Annotated in this window: 22 protein-coding genes and 2 tRNA genes; 10 read left to right on the top strand and 14 right to left on the bottom strand. The window is 57.2% G+C overall.

The window, feature by feature from the left end:
• Position 1 precedes the first annotated feature (1 nt).
• Positions 2-466, bottom strand: coding sequence for a DUF2867 domain-containing protein (locus ACRZ91_RS08630; RefSeq protein ID WP_480904269.1), 465 nt, complete (start codon positions 464-466; stop codon positions 2-4).
• Between the two features lie 4 nt (positions 467-470).
• Positions 471-1,193 (bottom strand): 1-(5-phosphoribosyl)-5-[(5-phosphoribosylamino)methylideneamino]imidazole-4-carboxamide isomerase, encoded by a 723-nt coding sequence (hisA, locus tag ACRZ91_RS08625; RefSeq protein WP_480904266.1) that lies wholly within the window; start codon positions 1,191-1,193, stop codon positions 471-473.
• A gap of 133 nt (positions 1,194-1,326) precedes the next feature.
• Here hisA and ACRZ91_RS08620 point away from each other — a divergent pair, with 133 nt between their 5' ends.
• Positions 1,327-1,728 (top strand): DUF2147 domain-containing protein, encoded by a 402-nt coding sequence (locus ACRZ91_RS08620; protein WP_010442615.1) that lies wholly within the window; start codon positions 1,327-1,329, stop codon positions 1,726-1,728.
• 4 nt (positions 1,729-1,732) lie between these two features.
• Here ACRZ91_RS08620 and hisH read toward each other — a convergent pair whose 3' ends face one another.
• Both hisH and hisB read right to left on the bottom strand, forming a co-directional pair.
• Positions 1,733-2,371: an imidazole glycerol phosphate synthase subunit HisH gene (hisH, locus tag ACRZ91_RS08615; RefSeq protein ID WP_480904262.1), complete on the bottom strand. Its 639-nt coding sequence runs from the start codon at positions 2,369-2,371 to the stop codon at positions 1,733-1,735.
• A complete protein-coding gene (gene hisB, locus ACRZ91_RS08610) occupies positions 2,372-2,959 on the bottom strand; it encodes an imidazoleglycerol-phosphate dehydratase HisB (RefSeq protein WP_480904259.1) in 588 nt (195 codons plus the stop codon).
• Between the two features lie 154 nt (positions 2,960-3,113).
• Between hisB and ACRZ91_RS08605 the strand changes: the two genes are divergently transcribed.
• Positions 3,114-3,353 (top strand): Lrp/AsnC family transcriptional regulator, encoded by a 240-nt coding sequence (locus tag ACRZ91_RS08605; RefSeq protein WP_480904256.1) that lies wholly within the window; start codon positions 3,114-3,116, stop codon positions 3,351-3,353.
• On the opposite strand, the gene ACRZ91_RS08600 is transcribed toward ACRZ91_RS08605, so the two are convergent.
• From ACRZ91_RS08600 to ACRZ91_RS08580, 5 genes are all read right to left on the bottom strand, one after another.
• The gene (locus ACRZ91_RS08600) at positions 3,350-3,754 is read right to left on the bottom strand and encodes a hypothetical protein (protein WP_480904253.1); all 405 of its coding nucleotides are present in this window, start codon (positions 3,752-3,754) and stop codon (positions 3,350-3,352) included. The two genes, ACRZ91_RS08605 and ACRZ91_RS08600, sit on opposite strands and share 4 nt — an antisense overlap.
• On the bottom strand, positions 3,755-3,919 hold the full coding sequence (locus ACRZ91_RS08595) for a hypothetical protein (RefSeq protein ID WP_010442610.1): 165 nt from the start codon (positions 3,917-3,919) through the stop codon (positions 3,755-3,757). It abuts the gene before it with no gap.
• Between the two features lie 404 nt (positions 3,920-4,323).
• Entirely contained in the window at positions 4,324-5,541 is a 1,218-nt protein-coding gene (locus ACRZ91_RS08590) for a RidA family protein (RefSeq protein ID WP_480904251.1), read from the bottom strand.
• A gap of 112 nt (positions 5,542-5,653) precedes the next feature.
• Positions 5,654-5,728 (bottom strand) — tRNA-Gly (locus tag ACRZ91_RS08585).
• A gap of 34 nt (positions 5,729-5,762) precedes the next feature.
• Positions 5,763-5,837: transfer RNA gene (locus ACRZ91_RS08580), tRNA-Gly, on the bottom strand.
• Positions 5,838-5,983: 146 nt separating this feature from the next.
• Here ACRZ91_RS08580 and ACRZ91_RS08575 point away from each other — a divergent pair.
• On the top strand, positions 5,984-6,139 hold the full coding sequence (locus tag ACRZ91_RS08575) for a hypothetical protein (RefSeq protein ID WP_170543596.1): 156 nt from the start codon (positions 5,984-5,986) through the stop codon (positions 6,137-6,139).
• 15 nt (positions 6,140-6,154) lie between these two features.
• On the opposite strand, the gene ACRZ91_RS08570 is transcribed toward ACRZ91_RS08575, so the two are convergent.
• From ACRZ91_RS08570 to ACRZ91_RS08560, 3 genes are all read right to left on the bottom strand, one after another.
• Positions 6,155-6,538: an MAPEG family protein gene (locus ACRZ91_RS08570; RefSeq protein ID WP_480904249.1), complete on the bottom strand. Its 384-nt coding sequence runs from the start codon at positions 6,536-6,538 to the stop codon at positions 6,155-6,157.
• A 71-nt stretch (positions 6,539-6,609) separates the two neighbouring features.
• Entirely contained in the window at positions 6,610-10,047 is a 3,438-nt protein-coding gene (locus ACRZ91_RS08565) for a pyruvate carboxylase (protein WP_480904247.1), read from the bottom strand.
• A 324-nt stretch (positions 10,048-10,371) separates the two neighbouring features.
• Positions 10,372-12,162, bottom strand: coding sequence for a sensor domain-containing diguanylate cyclase (locus ACRZ91_RS08560; RefSeq protein WP_480904245.1), 1,791 nt, complete (start codon positions 12,160-12,162; stop codon positions 10,372-10,374).
• Between the two features lie 167 nt (positions 12,163-12,329).
• Here ACRZ91_RS08560 and ACRZ91_RS08555 point away from each other — a divergent pair, with 167 nt between their 5' ends.
• A complete protein-coding gene (locus ACRZ91_RS08555) occupies positions 12,330-14,726 on the top strand; it encodes an ATP-dependent helicase (protein WP_480904242.1) in 2,397 nt (798 codons plus the stop codon).
• Between the two features lie 3 nt (positions 14,727-14,729).
• Here ACRZ91_RS08555 and ACRZ91_RS08550 read toward each other — a convergent pair whose 3' ends face one another.
• Positions 14,730-15,020, bottom strand: coding sequence for a DUF1330 domain-containing protein (locus tag ACRZ91_RS08550; protein WP_010442602.1), 291 nt, complete (start codon positions 15,018-15,020; stop codon positions 14,730-14,732).
• A gap of 370 nt (positions 15,021-15,390) precedes the next feature.
• Positions 15,391-15,615, bottom strand: coding sequence for a DUF1127 domain-containing protein (locus ACRZ91_RS08545; protein ID WP_170543603.1), 225 nt, complete (start codon positions 15,613-15,615; stop codon positions 15,391-15,393).
• Between the two features lie 901 nt (positions 15,616-16,516).
• Between ACRZ91_RS08545 and mraZ the strand changes: the two genes are divergently transcribed.
• The 6 genes from mraZ to ACRZ91_RS08515 are packed head-to-tail and all read left to right on the top strand — an operon-like array spanning position 16,517 to position 23,061.
• Positions 16,517-17,020, top strand: a complete 504-nt coding sequence (mraZ, locus tag ACRZ91_RS08540; protein ID WP_170543605.1) for a division/cell wall cluster transcriptional repressor MraZ — start codon at positions 16,517-16,519, stop codon at positions 17,018-17,020.
• Positions 17,021-17,024: 4 nt separating this feature from the next.
• Positions 17,025-18,017, top strand: a complete 993-nt coding sequence (rsmH, locus tag ACRZ91_RS08535) for a 16S rRNA (cytosine(1402)-N(4))-methyltransferase RsmH (protein ID WP_480904237.1) — start codon at positions 17,025-17,027, stop codon at positions 18,015-18,017.
• Entirely contained in the window at positions 18,014-18,382 is a 369-nt protein-coding gene (gene ftsL, locus ACRZ91_RS08530) for a cell division protein FtsL (protein ID WP_170476976.1), read from the top strand. Before rsmH ends, ftsL begins: the two co-directional genes overlap by 4 nt.
• Positions 18,379-20,166 (top strand): peptidoglycan D,D-transpeptidase FtsI family protein, encoded by a 1,788-nt coding sequence (locus ACRZ91_RS08525; RefSeq protein WP_480904234.1) that lies wholly within the window; start codon positions 18,379-18,381, stop codon positions 20,164-20,166. The genes ftsL and ACRZ91_RS08525 overlap by 4 nt, the downstream gene beginning before the upstream one ends.
• Positions 20,167-20,188: 22 nt before the next feature.
• Positions 20,189-21,670, top strand: coding sequence for a UDP-N-acetylmuramoyl-L-alanyl-D-glutamate--2,6-diaminopimelate ligase (locus ACRZ91_RS08520; protein ID WP_480904231.1), 1,482 nt, complete (start codon positions 20,189-20,191; stop codon positions 21,668-21,670).
• Positions 21,667-23,061, top strand: a complete 1,395-nt coding sequence (locus tag ACRZ91_RS08515) for a UDP-N-acetylmuramoyl-tripeptide--D-alanyl-D-alanine ligase (RefSeq protein WP_480904228.1) — start codon at positions 21,667-21,669, stop codon at positions 23,059-23,061. Before ACRZ91_RS08520 ends, ACRZ91_RS08515 begins: the two co-directional genes overlap by 4 nt.
• Positions 23,062-23,093 lie beyond the last annotated feature (32 nt).

Below are 23,093 nucleotides of genomic sequence, written 5' to 3'. Positions count from 1 at the left end.
GTCAGGCGCTTGCGCGGCTCACCCGTGCAAGCGCGTTGCGCGCAATCAGGATGTGGAAAGGCAAAATAATCGCCAGATATAGTCGCCCACCCAGATTGTGTCGATGAACCCAGGTCGCGAGGGAAATACGACCGTCTTCGGAAAAGACAGACACTCGGAAATCGAGGTGAAGGTCATCGAAGCCAGCGATCACCTCGCTCGCGTCATCGTGCTCAACCGGAAAAATACCCACCTTATCAGTTGCTTCTGGCCCTGTATTATCAAGCCCAAACGGGGCGACCAGGATGCCGCGCAGTCGAACCAACATTTTGGCCCAAGCAGGGAAACTGGTGATAATCTCTGCCGCCTGACGCGGCGAAAGATCAGAAACCACGCTGAAACAATCCAGAAAATCGCCATCTTCCAGCCGGCTATGCAGCAGACTCTTGGTTGGCAGTTCGGATCGCTTCACGCGTGATTTGAGCATCGTACTATTCTCTGAGTGTTGTCAGAGCCTCTTTCAGATCGATGGCGCCATCGTAAAGCGCGCGCCCTGAGATCGCACCATTCAAATCTGCGCCACAATCACGCAGGGCAATCAAGTCGGAAATAGAAGACACACCACCCGAGGCAATGACCGGGATGTCGACAGCTTTGGCTAGGTCAGCAGTGGCTTCGATATTTGGTCCCTGCATCGCACCATCCCGGTTGATGTCGGTGTAGATGATTGCAGCGACGCCAGCATCCTCGAAACTGCGCGCCAGATCGGTGACCTGAACATTGGTCTCTTCAGCCCATCCTTTGGTGGCAACCATGCCGTTGCGGGCGTCGATTCCGACGGCGACTTTGCCAGGGAAAGCTTTGGCTGCTTCGCGCACCAGATCGGGGTTCTCGACCGCGACAGTGCCCAGAATCACTCGCGCCAGGCCTTTCTCGATCCAGGCCTCGATTGTTGCCATGTCACGAATGCCGCCACCTAACTGAGCTGGAACATTGCACTCCCTCAGAATAGCTTCAACCGGGGCTGCGTTTACCGGCTCACCGGCAAAAGCACCGTTCAAGTCAACCAGGTGCAGCCATTCACAGCCGGCTTCTACAAAGGCGCGGGCTTGCGCGGCGGGGTCTTCATTAAAGACCGTTGCCTTGTCCATTTCACCGCGCAGCAAGCGCACAGCATTGCCGTCTTTGAGGTCGATAGCGGGGTAGAGGATCATGTCAGGCGGCCCTATATCTTTGTTACACGCGCGGGATATCGCACAGGCGGGGCAAGGGCGCAACGCGACGCAAAGTCAATCTTGCCCGGTACCGACCGGCGGGTCAGACTGTCTGCAAAACAGGGAGACAACAATGAAGACATATACTCTTGCAGCTATATTCGCTGCGATGGCCACAACCGCCTTTGCCGCCGATCCGGTGGACGGTTTGTGGAAGACTGCCCCAGGAGATACGGGCGGTTATCTGCATGTGACGATATCCGAATGCGGCAGTGCCATTTGCGGTACCATCGACAGCGCGTTTGACGCTGAAGGCAATCAGCAACTGGAGTACGAGAACCTTGGGAAGCAGATCATCTGGGACATGGTGCCAGATGGTGCCGGTGCCTATAGCGGCGGCAAAATTTGGGCACCGGATCGCGATAAGACCTACAACTCAAAAATGTCGCTGAACGGGCAGAACAAACTGACGGTGAAAGGCTGTGTCGCGGGTGGTTTGATCTGCCGTGGACAGGATTGGACCCGAGTTCAATAACCGATCACGGAGTCCAGGTCAGGAAATTCCCGATCATGCGCAGGCCTACGTCCTGGCTTTTCTCAGGGTGAAACTGCATCCCGACCATGGTGTCACGGCCAATCACGGCCGTGACCTCTTGCCCATAATTCACATATGCCAATCTTTGGACCGGATCGGTCACCCGAAAGTGGTAGGAGTGGACAAAATAGGTGTGATCACCTGATTTCACCCCGTCAAAAACCGGGTGGTCGCTTTCCAAAACCAGATCGTTCCAGCCCATATGCGGAACCTTCAGGGTACTGTCCGAGGGTTCGATCTTCACGACATCACCGGCAACCCAACCCAGACCGTCGGTCTCGGAGTATTCGTGCCCCTTGGTCGCCATCAACTGCATACCAACGCAGATGCCCAGAAACGGTCGGCCCTTCTGTTCGACCGCCTCGACCATCGCGTCATAGATGCCCTTGTGGCCGCGCAACTCGGTGGCGCAAGCTGAAAAGGCTCCATCTCCGGGCAGGACCAATCGATCCGCCCGCGCAACAATGTCAGCGTTCGAGGTCACGACGACTTCGCCAGCATCCAGCTCGCGCGCCATACGTTGAAACGCCTTCTCTGCCGAGTGCAGGTTCCCGCTCTCGTAGTCAATGATGGCTGTCAGCATCTACAGCGCGCCCTTGGTCGAGGGAATCGCATCCGCCTTGCGCGGATCGGTCTCGACCGCCAAACGCAGAGCGCGGGCGACTGCCTTGAAGGCGGCCTCGGCAATGTGGTGGCTGTTGAAGCCGTGTAATTGGTCGACATGCAGGGTTATGCCGCCATGGGTGCTGAGCGCTTGAAAGAACTCGCGCACCAACTCTGTATCGAACGTACCGATTTTGGATGTCGGCAGGTCCACATTCCAGATCAGGAAAGGGCGGGCGGACAGGTCCAGCGCACAGCGCACCTGTGCATCATCCATGGGCAGGTGACATTCGCCATAGCGGCGAATACCCTTCTTGCCCCCTAATGCCTGCGTCAGCGCCTGACCCAGAGCAATCCCGGTATCCTCCACCGTGTGGTGGTCGTCGATGTGGTAGTCACCCTTGGCGCGGATCGTCATGTCGATCAGCGAATGCCGCGCCAGTTGGTCAAGCATGTGGTCAAAGAACCCAACACCAGTCTGGTTGTCATACTGGCCGGTGCCGTCCAGATTGACCTCGACCGAGATCTCGGTTTCGGCGGTCTGACGGCTGATCTTAGCGCTGCGCATGGGCGAATTCCTTTTGCTTCTGGGGCGCTTATAGACCCGGAAGAGCAGCCTATCCAGACCGCTTTGAGCCTTCGGTGCAAACTGTTGCAGGGGATTGCACCCGGGCGCGGCCCGTGCCAGCCTGCGGTCAACACGAACCAACAAGGCCCGGCCCATGTCCACCTGCGTTTTCATCCAGATCCGCTGTAAACCCGGCACCACCTACAAGGTAGCCGAAGAGATTGCCCTCCGCGAAATCCACTCGGAACTGTATTCCACCAGCGGCGAATATGACCTGCTGCTGAAACTCTACATCCCCGAAACCGATGATGTGGGCCATTACATCGACGAAAACCTGCTGGTGATTCCCAATATCGAACGCTCGCTGACCACGATGACGTTCAAGGCTTTCTAGCCCAGTTCAAACGTCGTCACGCCGAAGATTCGGTTCAGGTCAATCTCGGGTTCGTGGTCGGAATACATCCGCGCGGTCTCAAAGACATTCTCCAGCCCAAGCTCTTCGGCCAACGCGAACGCCGATACATTTGGCTGTGGCATATCGATGAACATTTCGTGTGCGTTATGAACCTCGGGAATCGACGGGAGAACAGCGGCCAGCAACGCCCTAGCGATTTCTGCAGTGTCCGCAAATAGGGGGCCGATCTTATAACCCGTTAGACAAGGGCGCAGTTTTGCATAGTCCCTAGTCCTGCCGTTCTCGGTATAAAGCTTTGAAACGTGGCTGAAAGCACCAAGCCAGCTTTCCAGAAACAGATCGCGTGGTGCGGGGAACAGAGCGCGATCATATACCTTCAATTAATCAGACGCTTGTTTCAGATCCGATATATGGCTGTTCGGCTCAGCCTCTAGCTTTGCCAGAATCTGGTGTTTTGTCCCTGCGAAACGATTGTTGTTATAAGCAAAAGAAAAGCCAGACTTAAAATAGTTATCCTGCTGTTTGACCACGCCATCCAGGCCCATGTTTCAGCCCGTACAATGGCTCAGCGCATGCTGTGCGATTTCAAGCCCGTGGCCGTGGTGCCTGAGCTCGGGCTTTACGATGTAGAACCTCAAAAAAAAAGAAAATCTGTCGTCGTAATTCACTGCCGAAACAGATGAGATCATCTCGCCATCCAGAAACCCACCAGAAACCCATCAGGATCTGTCGGGCGAAAGCACTCGGCATCATGCACACCCGGGTTCCAACCTTCGTGCCCGGCCCAATCCACGGCGTGCCGAACCTCGGCTTCGGTGAGAGGGCGTTTGTCATAGCACGGTATGGTCAGGCCCCTGTTTTATGGCTGTATTGGTCAGAGTGGCCCAGCCCGCGGATAAGAACCAGCCCCTTGCTGGCTCGGCGTGAAAGCGGGTCCAAAACAGCGCGTTCAATCCAATATTGCGATCGCTTCGATTTCGATCACGATGCCTTCATAGACAAGCGCGGGCACGGGTATGCCAGTCGTAGCAGGCCCCGGCGCCGTGTAAGAATTCGAGCGTATCAGCAGGTTTTCATGCAGCGCTTCCGCTGAAGCACTTCCCTGATAGAAGGTCGTGACTTTTACGACGTCGTCCAGTGTCGCACCAAACTCGGCTAGAACTTTGGATAGGTTATCCATTGCGATCTTGGTTTGCGCGACCATATCTCCGGGCTGAAGGACTTGCGCCTGATGATCCAGGGCTACTTGCCCGCCAATGTGGATGACATTGCCACACCTGTTACCGTGTTTGTACGGAAGCGGTGTGGTCCAGTTCCAATGCCCGTCGAGCCAGGCAAAATTTTTGGGCTCATCAGTCGCCGACGAGCAAATTGCCGTTGCCGCAATTTTGGTCGTCAGACCTTCGTGCGCAAAGTTGGAAACCGGGATTCCCGTCGCTGAAGGTCCGGGATCAGAGAAATACGAAGCTCTTAGACTTGCGGCTTTCTTCCAGCTACTGCCATGTAGATCATCTTGATAAAATGTGTTGAGCTTGACGATGTCGTGCAAGTCCGCTTCGACCGTCGACAGCGCCCGCATCAAACGCTCCATGGTGTTGGCAGTTTGCGCTGGAATATTGTCTGGGGCCTCTACCGTTCCATGTGGTGTCAGGGCAGACATCTCGCTGGTAAAAACCATATCCTCGGAACGAACCACATGTGAAAACCCGTCTGGCAAATACGGCATGTCCTCAAGTCGATGGCATTGTTTTGGTATTCTGGCACCGTCTGGGCGCCGCATTGCAACGCCTTCTATCTCTGTGAGCATGTCCGGATAACATAGCTCTGGCATGTTGATCATACTGATCACGGGGCGGGCCGTGTCGCCAATGATCTGGCCTAGAAGCTCCAGTAAATGGCCTTCGTCATTCGCATCCCCTACGTAATAGACGACCAAGCGCACCAGATCATCGAAATCAACACCCAGATCAGAGAACAGGTTGGCCATATAGGCCATAGAGTTTCTGCATTGCGCTGTCAGATCGCCAATGTTGCGCACATTGCCTTGCGCATCCAGATCGACTTGCCCGCCAGTGAAAATCATGTCCCCGGCACGGACGGCGTGGTGATGAGTCAATTTGACGGGCCAATCCCAATGCCCGTCAGGAAAACTGTATCGTCTGGTCAATCCATCCTCCGCGCCTGATTTGGCAACTGTTGGATGGAAGCCAATACGATGTCAAAACAGAAACGTGTTCCGTAAAGCACCACATTCAAACAGGTGTTGAAGGTCTGGTATCTGGAGCGGGCGAGGCGATTCGAACGCCCGACCCTAACCTTGGCAAGGTTATGCTCTACCCCTGAGCTACGCCCGCATCAGATACTTATGTCGGTCCGAAGACCTCTCAATGGAGCGGGCGAGGCGATTCGAACGCCCGACCCTAACCTTGGCAAGGTTATGCTCTACCCCTGAGCTACGCCCGCGCCGTTGAGTGAGGAGGGATGTATTAATTCCCACACGTGGCTGCAAGAGGAAAATGGGGCCGTTGGAAAATTATTTCGACGGAATGCTTGCCCCTCACGCGTTCAAGAACAAATGGAAAGCAAAATAAGCTGCGCGGGAAGGTGTTATGATGATCGATGTCTCAGATTTGAAAGCCATAGCGTTGGGTGTCATGATCATTCTAGTGATCATGGTTTCGAAATTTGACAGCGAGCGCATGGAATCCGAAGTCTCGCACCGATTTAGCGGCGCTCAGCCTGGTTGGCACGATCCTATCGGATAGCAGCGATCAGGTGCTTCAAAGCGCCAGAATAAGACCCGCGCTGGCCGCGACTAAAATCGCCGAGAATGTCAGTAACATTCCGATCTGTCGCAAGATGATTGTTTGTGGCGTCTTTCCGAAGCCGTAGGCGTGCGACAGCCGTCCGGCCAGCAACATCAGACCCAGCAGATTAACAAGCCATGCTTCAGCGCCCTGCAACTCAACCATGGCGATCAGCAGCAATGCGAAAGGAGCATATTCGGCACAGTTGGCCTGCGTCCGCATGGCTTTGATCATGGCCTTGTCGCCGTGGTCTCCGACCGAGATTTTACCTTTGCGACGCTGCAGGATGACGTTCACGCTGAGCGCAATGAACAGAAATGCAATCAGTGCAGCGTAGATCGGGGTGATGGACAGCATGACAGCTCCTGATATTGAAAAGGCCGCGCAGAGAACTGCGCGGCCCTGTATGCCCCAATGTGATAACTGGCTTATTCCAGTTCGACCAGCAGGTCCTTGGCGTCAATCTGGCCGCCAGGTTGGACGTGGACGGCCTTGACCGTTGCGTCTCGCTCGGCGTGGATGCCGGTTTCCATCTTCATCGCTTCGATGGTCAGCAGCAGATCGCCTTCGTGTACTTCTTGACCTGCCGAGACGGCAACGGTGGCCACAACGCCCGGCATCGGCGCGCCAATATGGTCGGGATTCCCAAATTCGGCTTTGGGCCGCTGCGCGGTAGTGGCTTTGACCATCCGGTTCGGCACGCGGATCACACGTGGCTGGCCATTGAGTTCAAAGAACACGCGTACTTCGCCGTTTTCGTCAGTCTCGCCGATGGCCTGACAGCGAATTTCCAGCGTTTTGCCGGGGTCAATCTCGGCAGTAATTTCTTCGCCGGGTTCCATGCCGTAGAAGAAGGTGCGCGTGGGCAGGGTACGGACCGGGCCATAGGTCCGGTGGCGGCCCATGTAATCCAGGAACACCTTGGGATACATCAGATAGCCGTTCAGGTCCTCGTCATCGACCTCTTTGCCCTCAAGCTGTTTGGACAGATCGGCGCGGGTGGCTTCCAGATCGACGGCCTCGACATTTTTGCCTGGGCGTTCCGTATTCGGTGCTTCGTCTTTTAGTACCTTGGTGATGATCGTGTTAGGGAACCCGCCCGGAGGTTGACCCAGATTGCCGCGCATCATGTCCACGACCGAGTCGGGGAAGGCGACGTCGGTGTCAGGGTCTTCGACTTGTTCGCGTGTCATGTTCTGACTTACCATCATCAGTGCCATGTCACCGACCACTTTGGACGACGGTGTCACCTTGACGATATCACCGAACATCTGGTTCACATCGGCGTACATCTGGGCGACCTCGTGCCAACGCTCCTCCAGACCCAGCGAACGCGCCTGTGCCTTTAGGTTGGTAAACTGACCGCCGGGCATTTCGTGCAGATAGACCTCGGAGGCCGGGGCCTGCAGGCTGGATTCGAAGGCCGCGTATTGGCCACGGACGGCCTCGAAATAGTCGCTGATCTCGCGGATGGCCTTGATGTCCAGCCCGGTGTCACGCTCGGTATGGCGCAGCGCTTCGACCACGGTGCCCAATGTTGCTTGGCTGGTGTTGCCGGAGAAGCTGTCCATCGCGCAATCCACCGCGTCCACGCCCGCCTCAGAGGCCGCCAGAATAGTGGCGCTGGCGATACCTGCAGTGTCGTGGGTGTGGAAGTGGATCGGCAGCCCGACCTCTTCCTTAAGCGCGCGGATCAAAATGCGTGCCGAGGCTGGTTTCAACAAGCCCGCCATGTCTTTCAGGCCAAGAACATGTGCGCCCGCATCGCGCAGCTCTTTTGCCATACCGACATAATATTTCAGGTCATACTTGGCGCGATCCGGGTCGAGGATATCGCCGGTATAACAGACTGTACCTTCACAGATCTTACCGTTCTCGATCACTGCATCCATGGCGACGCGCATGTTCTCGACCCAGTTCAGCGAGTCGAAAACGCGGAACACATCGATATTCTGCGAGGCTTGCCGCACGAACTCCTGCACCACATTGTCGGGGTAGTTTGTATAGCCAACCCCGTTTGCACCACGCAGCAACATCTGGGTCATCAGGTTCGGCATTGCCTCGCGCAGGTCGCGCAGACGCTGCCACGGGCATTCCTGTAGGAAGCGATAGGCCACATCAAACGTCGCGCCACCCCAACATTCAACGCTGAACAACTGGGGGAGATTCGCCGCATAACTTGGCGCCACCTTGATCATGTCGATCGAGCGCATCCGGGTGGCCAGCAGGGACTGGTGCCCGTCACGCATGGTGGTGTCAGTGATCAGCAGTTGCCGCTGCGCCTTCATCCAGTCGGCAACTGCCTGCGGGCCTTTTCGCTCCAGCAGGTTGCGCGTGCCCATTTGGGGCTCGGCCTTGGGCGCGGGGGGCTTGGCCTCTTTCAGGTCGGCGCGTGGTTCGGGGCGATCTTTGGTTTCGGGATGCCCGTTCACGGTGATGTCCGCGATATAGTTCAGAACCTTGGTGCCGCGGTCGCGACGCTTCTTGAACTGAAACAGATCCGGTGTCTCATCGATGAACTTGGTCGTGTATTCATTCGACAGGAAGGTCGGGTGCTTCAGCAGGTTCTCGACAAAAGCGATGTTGGTGGAAACGCCACGCACCCGGAATTCGCGCAGGGCGCGGTCCATCCGGGCGATCGCTTTCTCGGGGGTAGGCGCCCAGGCGGTGACCTTGGTCAGCAATGAATCGTAAAACCGCGTGATCACCCCGCCCGCATAAGCGGTGCCGCCGTCCAGACGGATGCCCATGCCGGTGGCCGAGCGATAGGCGGTGATGCGGCCATAGTCGGGGATGAAGTTGTTCAGCGGGTCTTCGGTAGTCACACGGGTTTGCAGGGCGTGACCGTTCAGGCGGATCTCGTTCTGGCTGGTTTTGCCGGTAGCCTCGGCCAGCGTCTTGCCCTCGGCAATCAGGATTTGTGCCTGCACGATGTCGATGCCCGTTACCTCTTCGGTGACAGTGTGCTCGACTTGCACGCGCGGATTGACCTCGATGAAGTAGAACTTACCGGTGTTCATATCCATCAGGAATTCAACCGTGCCCGCGCATTCATAGTTCACATGGGCGCAGATGCGGCGGCCCAGCTCGCATATTTCGGCGCGCTGTTCATCGGTCAGGTAAGGGGCAGGGGCGCGTTCAACGACTTTCTGGTTGCGGCGCTGGACCGAGCAGTCACGTTCATAGAGGTGATAGATCTCACCATGCTTGTCGCCGAGAATCTGAACCTCGACATGGCGGGCGCGGGTGATCATCTTCTCCAGATAACCCTCGCCATTGCCAAACGCCGCTTCGGCCTCGCGACGACCTTCCAGAACCTTCTCTTCCAGCTCATCTTCGGACAGGATCGGACGCATTCCGCGCCCGCCGCCGCCCCAGCTGGCTTTCAGCATCAATGGGTATCCAATCTCGGCCGCTTCAGTTTTGATGGCGGCCATGTCGTCGCCCAATACTTCAGTTGCCGGGATGACTGGAACGTCAGCCGCAATCGCCACTTTCCGGGCGCTGGCCTTATCGCCCAATGCGCGCATGGTTTCGGCCTTGGGACCAATAAAGGTAATGCCATTTTGAACACAGGCATCTACGAAATCCGGGTTCTCGGACAGCAAGCCGTAACCGGGATGGATTGCATCCGCACCACATTCCTTAGCCACTCGGATAATCTCGTCGATCGACAGATAGGCCGCGACCGGTCCCAGATCCGCACCAATACGATATGCCTCATCCGCCTTGAAACGATGCAGCCCCAACTTGTCTTCCTCGGCAAAAACCGCGACGGTCCGTTTGCCCATCTCGTTGGCAGCGCGCATCACGCGAATGGCAATCTCGCCGCGGTTGGCGATCAGGATTTTCTTGAAGTCTGTCATTGCAGGTCCCGGTCTTTACTAGGTGTGGCCTTGTGAATAGGCGGACAATACAGCCACGTACATATGTAGTTCTGGGTAGAACCGGCATGTTAACGCTCGCAATCGCCGCCTATTACCGCTTTTCTTTACACGCGCTGCGCCGCAGCATCAAATACTGTATCTATGATGTCAGATTTTCTGTACCCTAAGTGCTTAGGGCTGCGGATTTCACTTCTGAAATCCGTCTCAATCCGAGTGATTCGGAAGCGCACAGGGCCAAGATTTCCAGATCAGCGAAGTCCTAGACGCCATGCCGGTCGCAAGCAGGCAACGACTGGCATGGGCTCAAGGCTTAGCAAGAGAGGTCGAGGAACCTGAAGCCACCGGCCTTTTTCGGTCGGCAATGTCCGTGACGGTCTGATTGGATTTTCCAACCTGCACCTGATTGCGACCTTTGTCCTTTGCCGCATACAGCGCATCATCAGCAACACGCATCAGATCCTGCGGCATCACACCGTGGGTCGGATAATGTGCAACCCCAACTGAGATGGTGATGCGCGGCAGTGATTTCTCGCCATACCGAACCGTGATCGCTTCGACCGCCTGCCGGATCTGTTCCGCACGGGTCATCGCATCATCCGGCGTATTGTCCGGTAGGATCAGCATGAATTCCTCGCCGCCGATCCGGCAGGCCACTTCATCCCGATCACACCCAGTTTCAAGGGCCGATCCAACCGCGCGCAGCACCATGTCACCTGCGTCATGTCCATGCGTATCGTTAAACTTTTTGAAATGATCCACGTCCACCGCGATCAGGCTCAGCGGAGAGCCGGTTTGCTGACTGCGACTGATGGCTTTTCGCAATGTCTCAGTCATGTGGCGGCGATTGAACAATCCGGTCAGCGGATCGCGGACGGACTGGTCATGCAACTGATCCCGCATTCTGACATTCGCGATGGCCATGCTGATTTGCTCTGCACACAGTTGTGCCAGTTTCTTGCTGTCATGGAACGCCTCTCCGCTGCCTTCATGAGCGCGCAGATGCAGCAATCCCACTGTCTCGCCATGCGCAAGAATGGGAAAGCAGAAATAGGGCCGCCCGTCATGAGGTTCGGCATGTTCGCAGACAAAATCGACCTCGGAGGCACCGAATTCATAAGTCCGTCCACGTCGCAGACCCCAGCACCCCTCGGGATGAATGTGGGCTTTGTGCGAGCCACCATTCCAGCTGGCACAGCCATCCAGCACATCGCGCGAGTTTGAGTAGACATACACGCTGCCCTCTGCCTCAGGCAGAATATGGGTCATGAAACGCGATACCATCTCGAAAAGCTCATCCAATGACCGGCTGGATTGCAGCCATTCATTCAGCTCACCCAGCAGACGCACCTCGCGCGCGAGGCGCAGTTGTTCATCCATGAGCTCGCGTTCCTTGTCTGACCTGTTTTTCAGCGACTGGAGCTGATACCGGTTGGTGCGATAGGTCACCAGACTCACCGCACTCAACGCAAACAGGGCAATCCCGCTTAGAATCGCCAGAGAAACCCGCAACCGGTAAATGAATGTACTGCGCAGGTCGGTGAAATCCGTAAAGAACTCGATCGCGCCTATGAAGCGGCCGTTCTTGGTGACCGGCATGAATACCTCGGCCACGTGATGCTGGGTGGTTTTGCTGGTGTTTTCCGTGTGCAGATCAAGCCCGTCAATTTCGGACAAAGGAACAGTTTCCTGAATGTAGTGGGTCATGCCCCGCGCCACGTCACTGCGAAAGAAGTTTCGCGGTTCCGAGGTGCCGATTTCCTCGGGGCGGGTCGACCAGACCACCCGTCCGGACGTGTCGAACAGTTTGAAGCGATAAACATCCGAAGCCTCGGGCATTGTAGAAAGAAACTCGGCATCATGATGATCGATATGCCCTGTGCGCAGGGCGGTTTCTGGATCCTCTAGATGCAACACAACCCGGCGCTTCCAAAGCTCGGCCTGTTTAAGAATATCGGTTCTGAGCATACGGTCTACGACCGGAGCGGGCAGGGCATGAATGCTCCATCCCGCGGTCGCAGCCAGCGCTATAAGCAGAATGGTGATTCCTGCCCATTTCAGGCGATGGCTAAGCGGTCGCCGATCCTTCAATTTCATATTCCGCACTCCCACTGCATTGAACCAAGCATCATTGCCAAGGTTTGACAGGGGGTTAACGGCGGTGGATGATTGTTTAGAATTTAGTGGATGTGGCTGCAAAATCCTTGTGAACAAGGCGTGAACAAACCCTTTCCCTTGGCGCGCATCCAGCGTAGTTTGAACCCATGAGCAGTTTTGATGAAATGGACGCCTTCGAGGGCGCCTCGCTATCGGCACGGGCGATGCCTGCCCGTTCCTCATCGCATCTCGAGTGGTTGAACGATGAACAGCTTAAGGCGGTTAAGGCTTTGGACGGCCCTGTACTCGTTCTTGCTGGCGCAGGAACTGGCAAAACTAGAGCGCTTATCTCGAGAATTGCAGAACTTCTGCATACTAGGCGTGTGCGATCTAACGAAATACTAGCGGTAACCTTCACAAACAAAGCTGCGAAAGAAATGAAGGATCGGGTACAGCAGTACCCAGTTGACGTAAAAAGCGGACTGCAATGGATGGGTACATTCCATGCGATCTGCGTCAAACTGTTGCGCCGCCACGTAGAACTGGTCGATCTGAAATCGAACTTCACCATCTTGGACTCTGACGATCAACTTCGGCTGCTCAAGCAGTTGCTGAAGGTCAACAATATTGATGAAAAGCGGTGGCCTCCCCGGATGCTGGCCGGGATCATCGATGACTGGAAAAACCGAGCACTGACGCCCGACAAGGTGCCCGCTGCAGATGCGGGGGCCTATAATTACAAAGGCATCGAACTCTATGCTCAATACCAGACTCGCCTACGCGAGCTTAACGCGGTGGATTTTGGTGACCTGCTGCTGCACATGGTCACGATCTTCCAGACGCATCCGGATGTGCTAGAGCAATATCAACGCTGGTTCCGCTATATCCTTGTGGACGAGTATCAGGATACCAACGTCGCCCAATACCTGTGGTTGCGGCTGTTGGCTGGTGCGCACAAGAATATCTGCTGCGTCGGTGACGACGATCAGTCGATCTATGGTTGGCGCGGTGCCGAGGTGGGAAACATCCTGCGTTTTGAGAAGGATTTTCCCGGCGCATTCGTGGTGCGGTTGGAGCAGAACTACCGTTCAACCCCGCATATTCTGGCCGCTGCGTCCAACGTCATTCGTGGCAATGAAAGCCGCTTGGGCAAAGAGCTTTGGACTGACCGAGAAGAGGGCGAAAAGGTTCGTCTGATTGGCCATTGGGATGGCGAAGAAGAGGCGCGCTGGATCGGTGAGGAAATCGATGCGATGCAGGGCGGTACGCGGGGCGTGCGGCCGATGAACCTGGATGAGATGGCTATCCTCGTGCGGGCTTCGCACCAGATGCGCGCATTCGAGGACCGGTTCCTGACCATTGGCCTGCCCTACAAAGTGATTGGTGGCCCTCGGTTCTATGAGCGGATGGAGATTCGTGATGCCATGGCCTATTTCCGGCTCGTGGTCAGCCCCGAGGATGATCTGGCCTTCGAGCGGATTGTAAACACCCCCAAACGCGGCCTTGGCGACAAGGCGCAACAGACGATTCAGGTAGTGGCGCGTGAGAATGGGGTGTCTCTGGTCGAAGGCGCGCGGATCGCGGTCGATAACGGCCTGATCAAGGGCAAGGGCGGCAAGGCACTGCGTGAATTGATCGACGGTCTGGCGCGGTGGAACGCCATGACACGCGGGCCCCGGATCGAGATGGACGATGACTCGGTGATCGATGACGGCGTGTCGCCGATCCGCTATGGCGAACCCGAGCACACGCATATCGAACTGGCACAGATCGTGTTAGACGAATCCGGCTATACCGCCCATTGGCAGAACGAAAAGACACCCGAGGCGCCGGGGCGGTTGGAAAACCTTAAAGAACTGGTCAATCAGTTGGACAATTTCGAGAACCTGCAAGGGTTTCTGGAGCATGTCAGTTTGGTGATGGATAACGAACAGGACAGCGACGGGGCCAAGGTCTCGATCATGACCCTGCACGCGGCGAAGGGGCTTGAGTTTCCCGCCGTGTTCCTACCGGGTTGGGAGGATGGGTTATTCCCCTCGCAGCGTTCGATGGACGAATCCGGTCTCAAAGGCCTCGAAGAAGAACGGAGGCTGGCCTATGTCGGCATCACCCGGGCAGAAGAGGTCTGTACGATTTCCTTTGCAGCCAACCGACGGGTGTTCGGACAATGGCAGAACTCGATGCCGTCCCGGTTCATTGATGAGTTACCCGAAGATCATGTGGAAGTGCTGACGCCGCCAGGTCTGTATGGTGGTGGTCAGACCACTACCGGTATCGAAACCCGCGCGGCCGAGGCGAATGTCTATAACTCGCCGGGATGGAAACGGATGCAGGCGCGGCAGGGACAGTATGGAATGTCTCAACCGAAAGAAAGCCGGAATACCGTGATCGACGCCACAGCGGTCGCCAGCTTTACTCTGGGTGAGCGGGTGTTTCACCAGAAGTTCGGTTATGGGGCAGTAATCGGCATCGAGGGCGACAAGGTTGAGGTCGATTTTGACAAGGCCGGAACGAAAAAGGTCGTCTCGCGCTTTCTGACCGCGAAGGATGACGTGCCGTTCTGACGCTTACAGCCCTTCGACCAGCACCAGATTCGCTGTCGCCGTTTGTTGCCTGATCTTGGCCAGCTCAACATAGTCCGGATCGTCCTTCCACGCGTTTGCGGCAGCCATGTCCGGAAACTCCATCAGCACGATCCCGTCTTCTGCCCAACTGCCTTCGATCACTTCAACGGGCTTTGAGGATATGGTCAGCAGGCGCCCGCCATGCCGGTCAAAGATCGGCATGAAGCCTTCAAGGTATTTCTGGTATCCATCCGGGTCATGAATGGAAATCTGGGCGATGAAATAGGCGGCCATGGGACACTCCTGAAAATCGTTCACAGCCCCAGCTTACATCTTGTGCGCCAAAAAACGAAAAACGGCGGTTCCCAGGGAGGAGGGGAACCGCCGTTCTTTTCTACATCAAGGCAGGGAGGAGGAAGCCCCGATGTATCCGAGCCCGGGTTTGATCCCGGTATGAGGAAGACGCGGCGACGTCAGGGAGGAGGAAGGCGTCGCCGCGCGCTTTCAACATCGAGGCAGGGAGGAGGAGAGCCCCGATGTATCGGCTTCCGGCAGTCAGGGCCGGTATTAGGTGCGGCAACGTCAGGGAGGAGGAGAGACGTTGCCGCTGATTACAGACCCAAAAGGGAGGAGGATGGGCCTGATCTCAGTATCTGTGTCGCGCTTACTGCGCGATTTGCTCTTCGGTGGCCTGCTGGGCCAGTCGACGGATCATCGAACGGTGCAGGCCCAGATCGGCCAGCTCGCGATCCGACAGTGCCGACAGTTCGTTTACCGTCTGGCGGTACAGGCGGTAGCGCGCAACGCGGGTCTTTACGGTTTCAATCAGTGCTGCGACTCCAAATACTGGAGCGCCTTTCAGACCTGTTTGTGTGCTTGCGACTGCCATCTTCATCATCCGTTCATTCTTGTTGCTGCCGGCATCGTCCGGCGCTTGCTTGAGACTGAAGATAGGCAAATGCTGCGATTGCACAATAGCTCGCGCCGTCAATGCTGCTATGCAGCAAACGCATGGATTGTCGGGATAAACCGGGCTACCCCAATAATTGCCTTTAAAATATAGGTTTTCGCATGCGGTTGGCTTTTTACCAGTTCAGGTGCCGTGATTAAAGGTGCTTATCCCTTAAGCGGGATTGGCATTTGTTTGGGCATGTCGTGTCAGATCAAGAGGGGGTAGAGCTGTTCGCCTCTGATCCGGCTCGTGGTGTGACGGTGCCATGGGAAAGCATGGGTCGACTATGGGAATGGCCTCCTAAGCGATCGCGATTCGTCCTGTTTGGTTGGATTTCATGGGGGCTTGCACCGGATTTATCGCCAATTAGGAAGTTTAATGGGAATTCGTGGGAAAAAATTTTTCAACGCTGGGTTGCGCATATGTGGTATTGACGGATACAAAAATCACAATTTATGGTGCATTTAACCCTGATTTCGATTGCTTTAACCTTACTCTGAAGCCAGAATCAGTTCTCTTCTTGCAAAATTCCTGTTGATTTCCATGATTTCCCATGGCATCCCTTGTTTACCCGATGAGGGCGAGGACAGTTAAGGGGCACCAAACGACCCCGAACCAAAAATACAAAAACAGGTTTCATACAGGCATCTCGCTTTCATCAATCAACAGATCCGGCGCGCGGGCGAGCAGACATCCCCCCAGGTGGCGCGCGCAGCTGGACATCCCGCAAAGCGGGTCAATGCGGCGGGTTGATCAGTGGCAGCAGATCAACCCGCCGTTTTTCATCCGGGGGGAACGTGAATTTTGAGGTGGGGCGCAAGCGAAAGGGACAGTCGTCTTGGCGCGCAGGTTTAGAGGTGAAAGCCACCATAAGGTGGATGCGAAAGGCAGGGTCTCGATCCCGGCCTCGTTTCGCCGTGTGCTTGAAGCGTCCGATCCCAACTGGCAGCCCGGTGACAATCCTGAGCTTGTGATCGTTTATGGCGACCACCGCCGCAAATACCTTGAATGCTATACGATGGAAGCGATCGACGAGGTAGATGCCAAGATCGACGCGCTGCCGCGTGGCTCGATGCAGCGTCGGATGCTGCAGCGGATGTTCCACGGTCAGTCCTTTCCGACCAATGTGGACGAAACTGGCCGTCTGGTTCTGCCCGCCAAGTTGCGTAACAAGATCGATCTTGAGAACGAGGCATTCTTTATCGCCGCTGGTGATACCTTTCAGATCTGGAAGCCCGAGACATACGAGGCCGAGGAACTGGCCACGACCGAGGAATGGCTGGACGATCTGCCAGAGGATTTCGATCCGATGCAGTATCTCGACGGCATTGGGGACGGGTGACGGCATGGCCGGCGCTCAAAGCTCATCGGACAAACCTCACATCCCTGTTTTACTACGCCCGTTGCTGGCTGCAGTGGCGCCTGTGTCCGGCATTTGGCTGGACGGAACCTTTGGTGCAGGTGGATACACGCGCGGTCTGCTCGAAGTCGGGGCCGAGAAGGTCATTGGTGTGGATCGCGATCCACTGGCCTTTGAAATGGCCGCGGATTGGGCCAGTAAATACGGTGATCGGTTGGTGATGCAGCAGGGTGTGTTTTCGCGCATGGATGAATATGCGCAAAATCTGGACGGCGTCGTGTTGGACCTTGGTGTTTCTTCAATGCAATTGGATCAGGCAGAACGTGGCTTCTCCTTCATGAAAGACGGCCCGCTCGACATGCGCATGAGCCAAGAGGGTGAGAGTGCCGCTGATCTGGTGAATACGGCATCCGAGGCGCAACTGGCCGACATCCTGTTTCATTTCGGTGAAGAACGCGCCAGCCGTCGCATTGCCAAAGCCATCGTGAAGGCACGGACCGATGAACCGATCACAACGACTTTGCGGTTGGTCGAGATTATCGAATCCTGCCTGCCGCGCCCGAAACCCGGTCAGTCGCACCCGGCGACGCGCAGCTTTCAAGGACTGCGGATTGCTGTGAATGCGGAATATGAAGAGCTGTTTCAAGGTCTTATGGCAGCAGAACGCGCTTTGAAGCCGGGCGGGCAACTGGCTGTGGTCACTTTCCATTCTATTGAGGACCGGATGGTCAAGCGGTTCTTCCAATCGCGCGCGGGCAAGACAGGCCGCGCGAACCGCTATGCACCCGAGATGGCGCAGGAACAGCCGCAATTCACCCTCAAAACCCGGAAAGCTGTGGGGCCGGATGAGCAGGAGCTGCGGGAAAATCCACGCGCACGCTCGGCTAAGTTGCGTGTCGCCATTCGTACAGATGCTCCGGCGGGTGAAATTGAGGCACGGGCCATCGGGATGCCGGAACTGGGGGGAAGGGCAAGATGAAGAGTATTTTGTATATGTTGACGGCCCTTTCTGTCTTTGGGCTGGCGCTCTGGGCCTATCAGGAAAACTACCGCACCCAACAGGTGGTGAAGGAAACTCAGTCATTGCAGGGCCAAATCGGTATGGCGCAGGCGCGACTGGCGGTGCTGAACGCTGAATGGGCCTATCTGAACCGGCCGGATCGTCTGCGTGAACTAGCAGACTTGAATTTCGAACGTCTCGGGCTGCTGCCTCTGCGCGCTGAACAGTTTGGCCGCGCGGACCAGATTTCTTATGGTGAAGATCCGGACCTGCCCATAGTCGACCCGCTTGAACTGCAGGCGATTGCCGAGACGCAGGCACTTGGTGAGGTGCAGTTCCCATGACCCGAACACCGCTCCGCCCTCTGGCCCGCATTCTCGATGCCCGCGCCAAGGGCGAGAACCCGAAGACGATCGAGCGGGAGAATATCCGCAAACGTCACGAAGACATGAAAGACCGCGCCCGTGCGCGCGCCGAAGGTCGCCTGCTGGTATTGGGTCTGTTCTTCTTCTGCGCTTTCTCGGTGGTGGGTTTCCGCATGGGCGTTTTGGCCACGTCTGAAGCACAGGAACCACTGGCCAGTGCGCCGGGTGCTACCATCGCGATGCAACGAGCGAACATAGTTGATCGCGAGGGACGCATTCTCGCGACCAATCTCGACACCTATTCCGTCTACGCCCAGCCGCCGCTGATGATTGACCCGATTGCCGCCGCGGATCAATTGGTGGCGATTTTTCCCGATCTCGAAAAAGAGCGGCTGGTCAAGGATTTCACCGGCAAGCGTAAGTTCCTATGGATCAAGAAACGCATCTCGCCCGAGCAGAAGCAGGCCGTGCATGACATTGGTGATCCAGGTATCCTGTTCGGACCACGTGAAATGCGGCTATATCCCAATGGCCGACTGGCGGCGCACATTCTGGGTGGCTCGGGATTTGGTCGTGAAGGTGTCAGCGCAGCTGAAGTGATCGGCGTTGCGGGCGTCGAAAAACAATTCGACGATTATCTGCGCGATCCGGCCAATGGCAACAAACCCCTGCAACTGTCGCTGGACCTGACCGTTCAGGCAGCCGTTGAACAAGTGCTCTATGGTGGCATGAAGATCATGAATGCCAAGGGGGCATCGGCGGTACTGATGAATGCCCATACGGGTGAGGTTGTCTCGGCCGCTTCACTGCCGTCATTCGACCCCAATGATCGTCCACGCCCGCCGACGTCGGGCTTTGACCCCTCGGACAGTCCGTTGTTTAACCGCTATGTGCAGGGTGTGTATGAGTTGGGCTCAGTCTTCAAAATCTTCACCGCCGCACAGGCCGTTCAGTTGGGGCTGGTCAATTCCAACACGATCATCGACACATCCGGCCCGATGAAAATCGGGCGTTTCCCGATCGGCGAATTCAACGGCAAGAACTATGGCGAGATCAGCGTGGCCGATGTGATCGTCCATAGCTCAAACCGGGGCACCGGTCGCTTGGCCTTGCAAATTGGGGCCAAGCGGCAGCAGGACTTCCTGAACGCATTGGGAATGTTCGACCCAACCCCATTTGAAATCGTCGAAGCCAAAGGCGGTCAGCCTCTCAAGCCCAAGAAATGGGGCGAGTTGAGCACTGTGACCATCTCCTATGGCCACGGCTTGTCGACCAGCCCGATGCATCTGGCCGCAGGATACGCGGCGATTGCCAATGGCGGGCACTATGTCAGCCCGACCATCCTGCGCCGCAATGGTCCGCAACACGGCCCACGCGTGATGTCCGAAAACACGGCCAAACAAGCGCAGAACATGCTGCGCAAGGTGGTCACGGATGGCACCGCCAGCTTTGGGGATGTCAAAGGCTATGACGTAGCTGGCAAGACCGGCACTGCCGACAAGCCCAAGCCACGCGGCGGGTATTATGACGACAAGGTTATCGCCACTTTCGCCACTATCTTCCCGGCTTATGATCCGAAATATGTGCTGATCGTCACGCTGGATGAGCCCTCGATTGTCGCCTATGGCGAAAAGCGCCGCACCGCAGGCTGGACAGCTGTTCCGGTTGCCGCTGAATTGATCGGGCGCGTGGCACCGCTCTTGGGGCTCAGACCCCGGCTTGAGCCTGAGGCGCGCGCTGCTATAACGCTGACCTCAAATTAGGCCGTCGGACAAGAGGTGGGTCATGGGCAATCGGTCAAAGAAACTTAGCCAACTGGCCCTGACCGCACGGGGCGGGGTTAATCCCGACATCACCGGACTGGCCGTCGACAGCCGTGAGGTGAAAGATGGCTTCCTGTTTGCTGCCCTTCCCGGCACTCGCGTTCATGGCGGAGAGTTTATCCAGTACGCCCTGCGTATGGGGGCAACTGCCATTCTCACAGACGCAGAAGGGGCCGAGCTCGCTGCCAAAGAACTGGCCGCATCCGACGCTGCGCTGATCGTGACCCAAGACCCCCGTCAGGCCTTGGCCGGGGCCGCGGCACTTTGGTTCGGCGTTCAGCCGCAAACCATCGTGGCGGTCACTGGCACTAACGGTAAAACATCCGTGGCCAGCTTCGTCCGTCAAATCTGGTCCGAGCTGGACCTCGCCGCCGTCAACCTGGGCACCACCGGGGTTGAAGGTGCATGGACCGCGCCTTTAGCGCATACCACGCCCGAGCCGATCACGCTGCACCGCTGTCTGGCCGAGGCCGCCGAGAATGGTGTGACCCATGCGGCGATGGAGGCCTCATCTCACGGCCTTGAACAACGTCGGCTGGATGGAGTGCATTTGGCAGCAGCCGGTTTCTCGAATTTCACACAGGACCATCTGGACTATCACGATACGTTCGAGGCCTATTTCGCCGCTAAGGCCGGTCTGTTTGACCGTGTGCTGCCCGAGGACGGGGTCGCGGTGATAAACCTTGGCGATCCGAAGGGCGTCGAGATGCGCAAGATCGCTGAGGCGCGGGGGCAAAATATTATCACCGTTGGACCTGAGGGCTCTGATCTTTGCCTGTTGAACCAACGCTTTGACGCAACCGGGCAAGACTTGCGTTTTTCGTGGAAAGGCAAAACATATCAAACCCGTCTGAACCTGATCGGCGGATTTCAGGCTGAAAACGTCCTGCTGGCCTGCGGTCTGGTTATCGCGGCAGGAGAGGACCCCGACCGCGTTTTCGAAACCCTGCCGCATCTGACAACGGTCCGGGGCCGAATGCAACTGGCCGCCACCCGCAACAACGGCGCGGCGGTGTTTGTCGATTACGCGCATACGCCGGATGCGGTTGCTACAGCGCTGAAAGCGATGCGCCCTCATGTGATGGGTCGTCTGATCGCCATTGTTGGCGCAGGTGGGGATCGGGATGCCACTAAACGCCCTCTCATGGGGCAGGCGGCCACAGAGAATGCAGATCTGGTCTTCGTTACCGACGATAACCCCCGCAGCGAAGACCCGGCGATCATCCGTGCCGCTGTCATGTTGGGTGCGCCTGAAGCGACTGAAGTCGGCGATCGGGCCGAAGCGATCCTGCGTGGCATCGACGCGCTGCAACCGGGTGACGCCCTGTTGATCGCGGGCAAAGGCCACGAAACCGGCCAGATCGTTGGCGATCAGGTTCTGCCCTTTGATGACGTGGAACAGGCCAGTATCTCGGTCGCCGCGTTGGACGGGAGGGTCGCATGACGCTCTGGACCGCAGCCGAGGCCGCCGAGGCCACCGATGGACACGCCACCACCGATTGGCAGGTGAACGGTGTCTCGATCGACACCCGCACCTTGCAACCCGGAGACCTGTTCGTCGCGCTCAAAGCTGCCCGCGACGGCCATGATTTCGTCGCGCAAGCGCTGGATAAAGGGGCAGGTGCCGCGCTGGTATCCCGCATTCCTGAAGACGTATCCGAAGATGCGCCGCTCTTGATCGTTGATGACGTGCAAACCGGTCTGGAAGCGTTGGGGCAGGCGGCCCGTGCCCGGACGGCGGCGCGCGTGGTGGGTGTGACCGGCAGTGTGGGCAAAACCTCGACCAAGGAAATGCTGGCCAGCATATTGGAAACGCAAGGGAAAACCCATGCAAGCGTCGCCAGCTACAACAACCATTGGGGTGTCCCGCTGACACTGGCGCGGATGCCGCGCGATACCGAGTTTGCCGTGATCGAGATCGGCATGAACCACCCGGGCGAAATCGCACCTCTGGCGCGTCAGGCGCAGCCGCATGTGGGGTTGGTGACGACGGTGGCTGCGGTGCATCTCGAAGCGTTCGACTCGGTCGCGGGGATCGCCCATGAGAAGGCCGCGATTTTCGACGGGTTGACCAAGGGCGGGGCCGCCATCGTGAACGCCGATATCGAACACGCCGACATCCTGCGCAGCTGTGCGCAGGCGCAGGGCGCGAAGATTGTCGATTTTGGTCGAACGGCCCATGATTACGCTCTGACCGAGGTGGAGCAGGGCGCCAACAGTCTTCAGGCGCAGGGTAATGTTGGCGAAAACACTATCTCGTTCGACGTCCAATCGGCAGGCACGCATTTTGCCATGAACGCGCTGGGCGCTCTGGCGGCCTGTGTCGAGCTGGGCGTCGATCTGGATCAGGCCGTTGCTGGCCTGCGCCGCTGGTCCCCGGTCAAAGGGCGCGGGGTGCGTGAGGTTATCGCGCTGCCTGGCGGCGATCAGATCGAGCTGCTGGATGACAGCTACAACGCCAATCCAACCTCGATGGAGGCCGCATTGGACGTGCTGGCCGCATCGCAAGGTAATCGCAAGATCGCCTTTCTGGGCGACATGAAAGAGCTGGGTGCGCAGGAACACGCGATGCACGCGGCCATGGCCGATGTGGCCGCGATGGCTCAGGTCGATCAGGTTCACTGCATCGGTCCACTTATGCAGGCGCTGCATCAGGCCTTGCCGGAGGGCAAGCGTGGGCTTTGGACTGAGACCAGCGCCGAGATGGTCGGGCAACTGCCCGAGTTGATCCGTAACGGCGACGCAGTGCTGGCAAAGGGTTCGCTCAGCATGGCATTGGCGCAGATTGTTGACGGTCTGCGGAAAATGGGGCAAGGGGGCGCGCTTGAGCCGTAAGCGCCCGTGATGCCCGTGTGAGAAAGGTTTTG

Source organism: Ruegeria sp. O11, assembly GCF_056535285.1.
The sequence above is the reverse complement of the archived record's forward strand: the minus strand, read 5'-3'. Positions and strand labels throughout refer to the sequence as shown.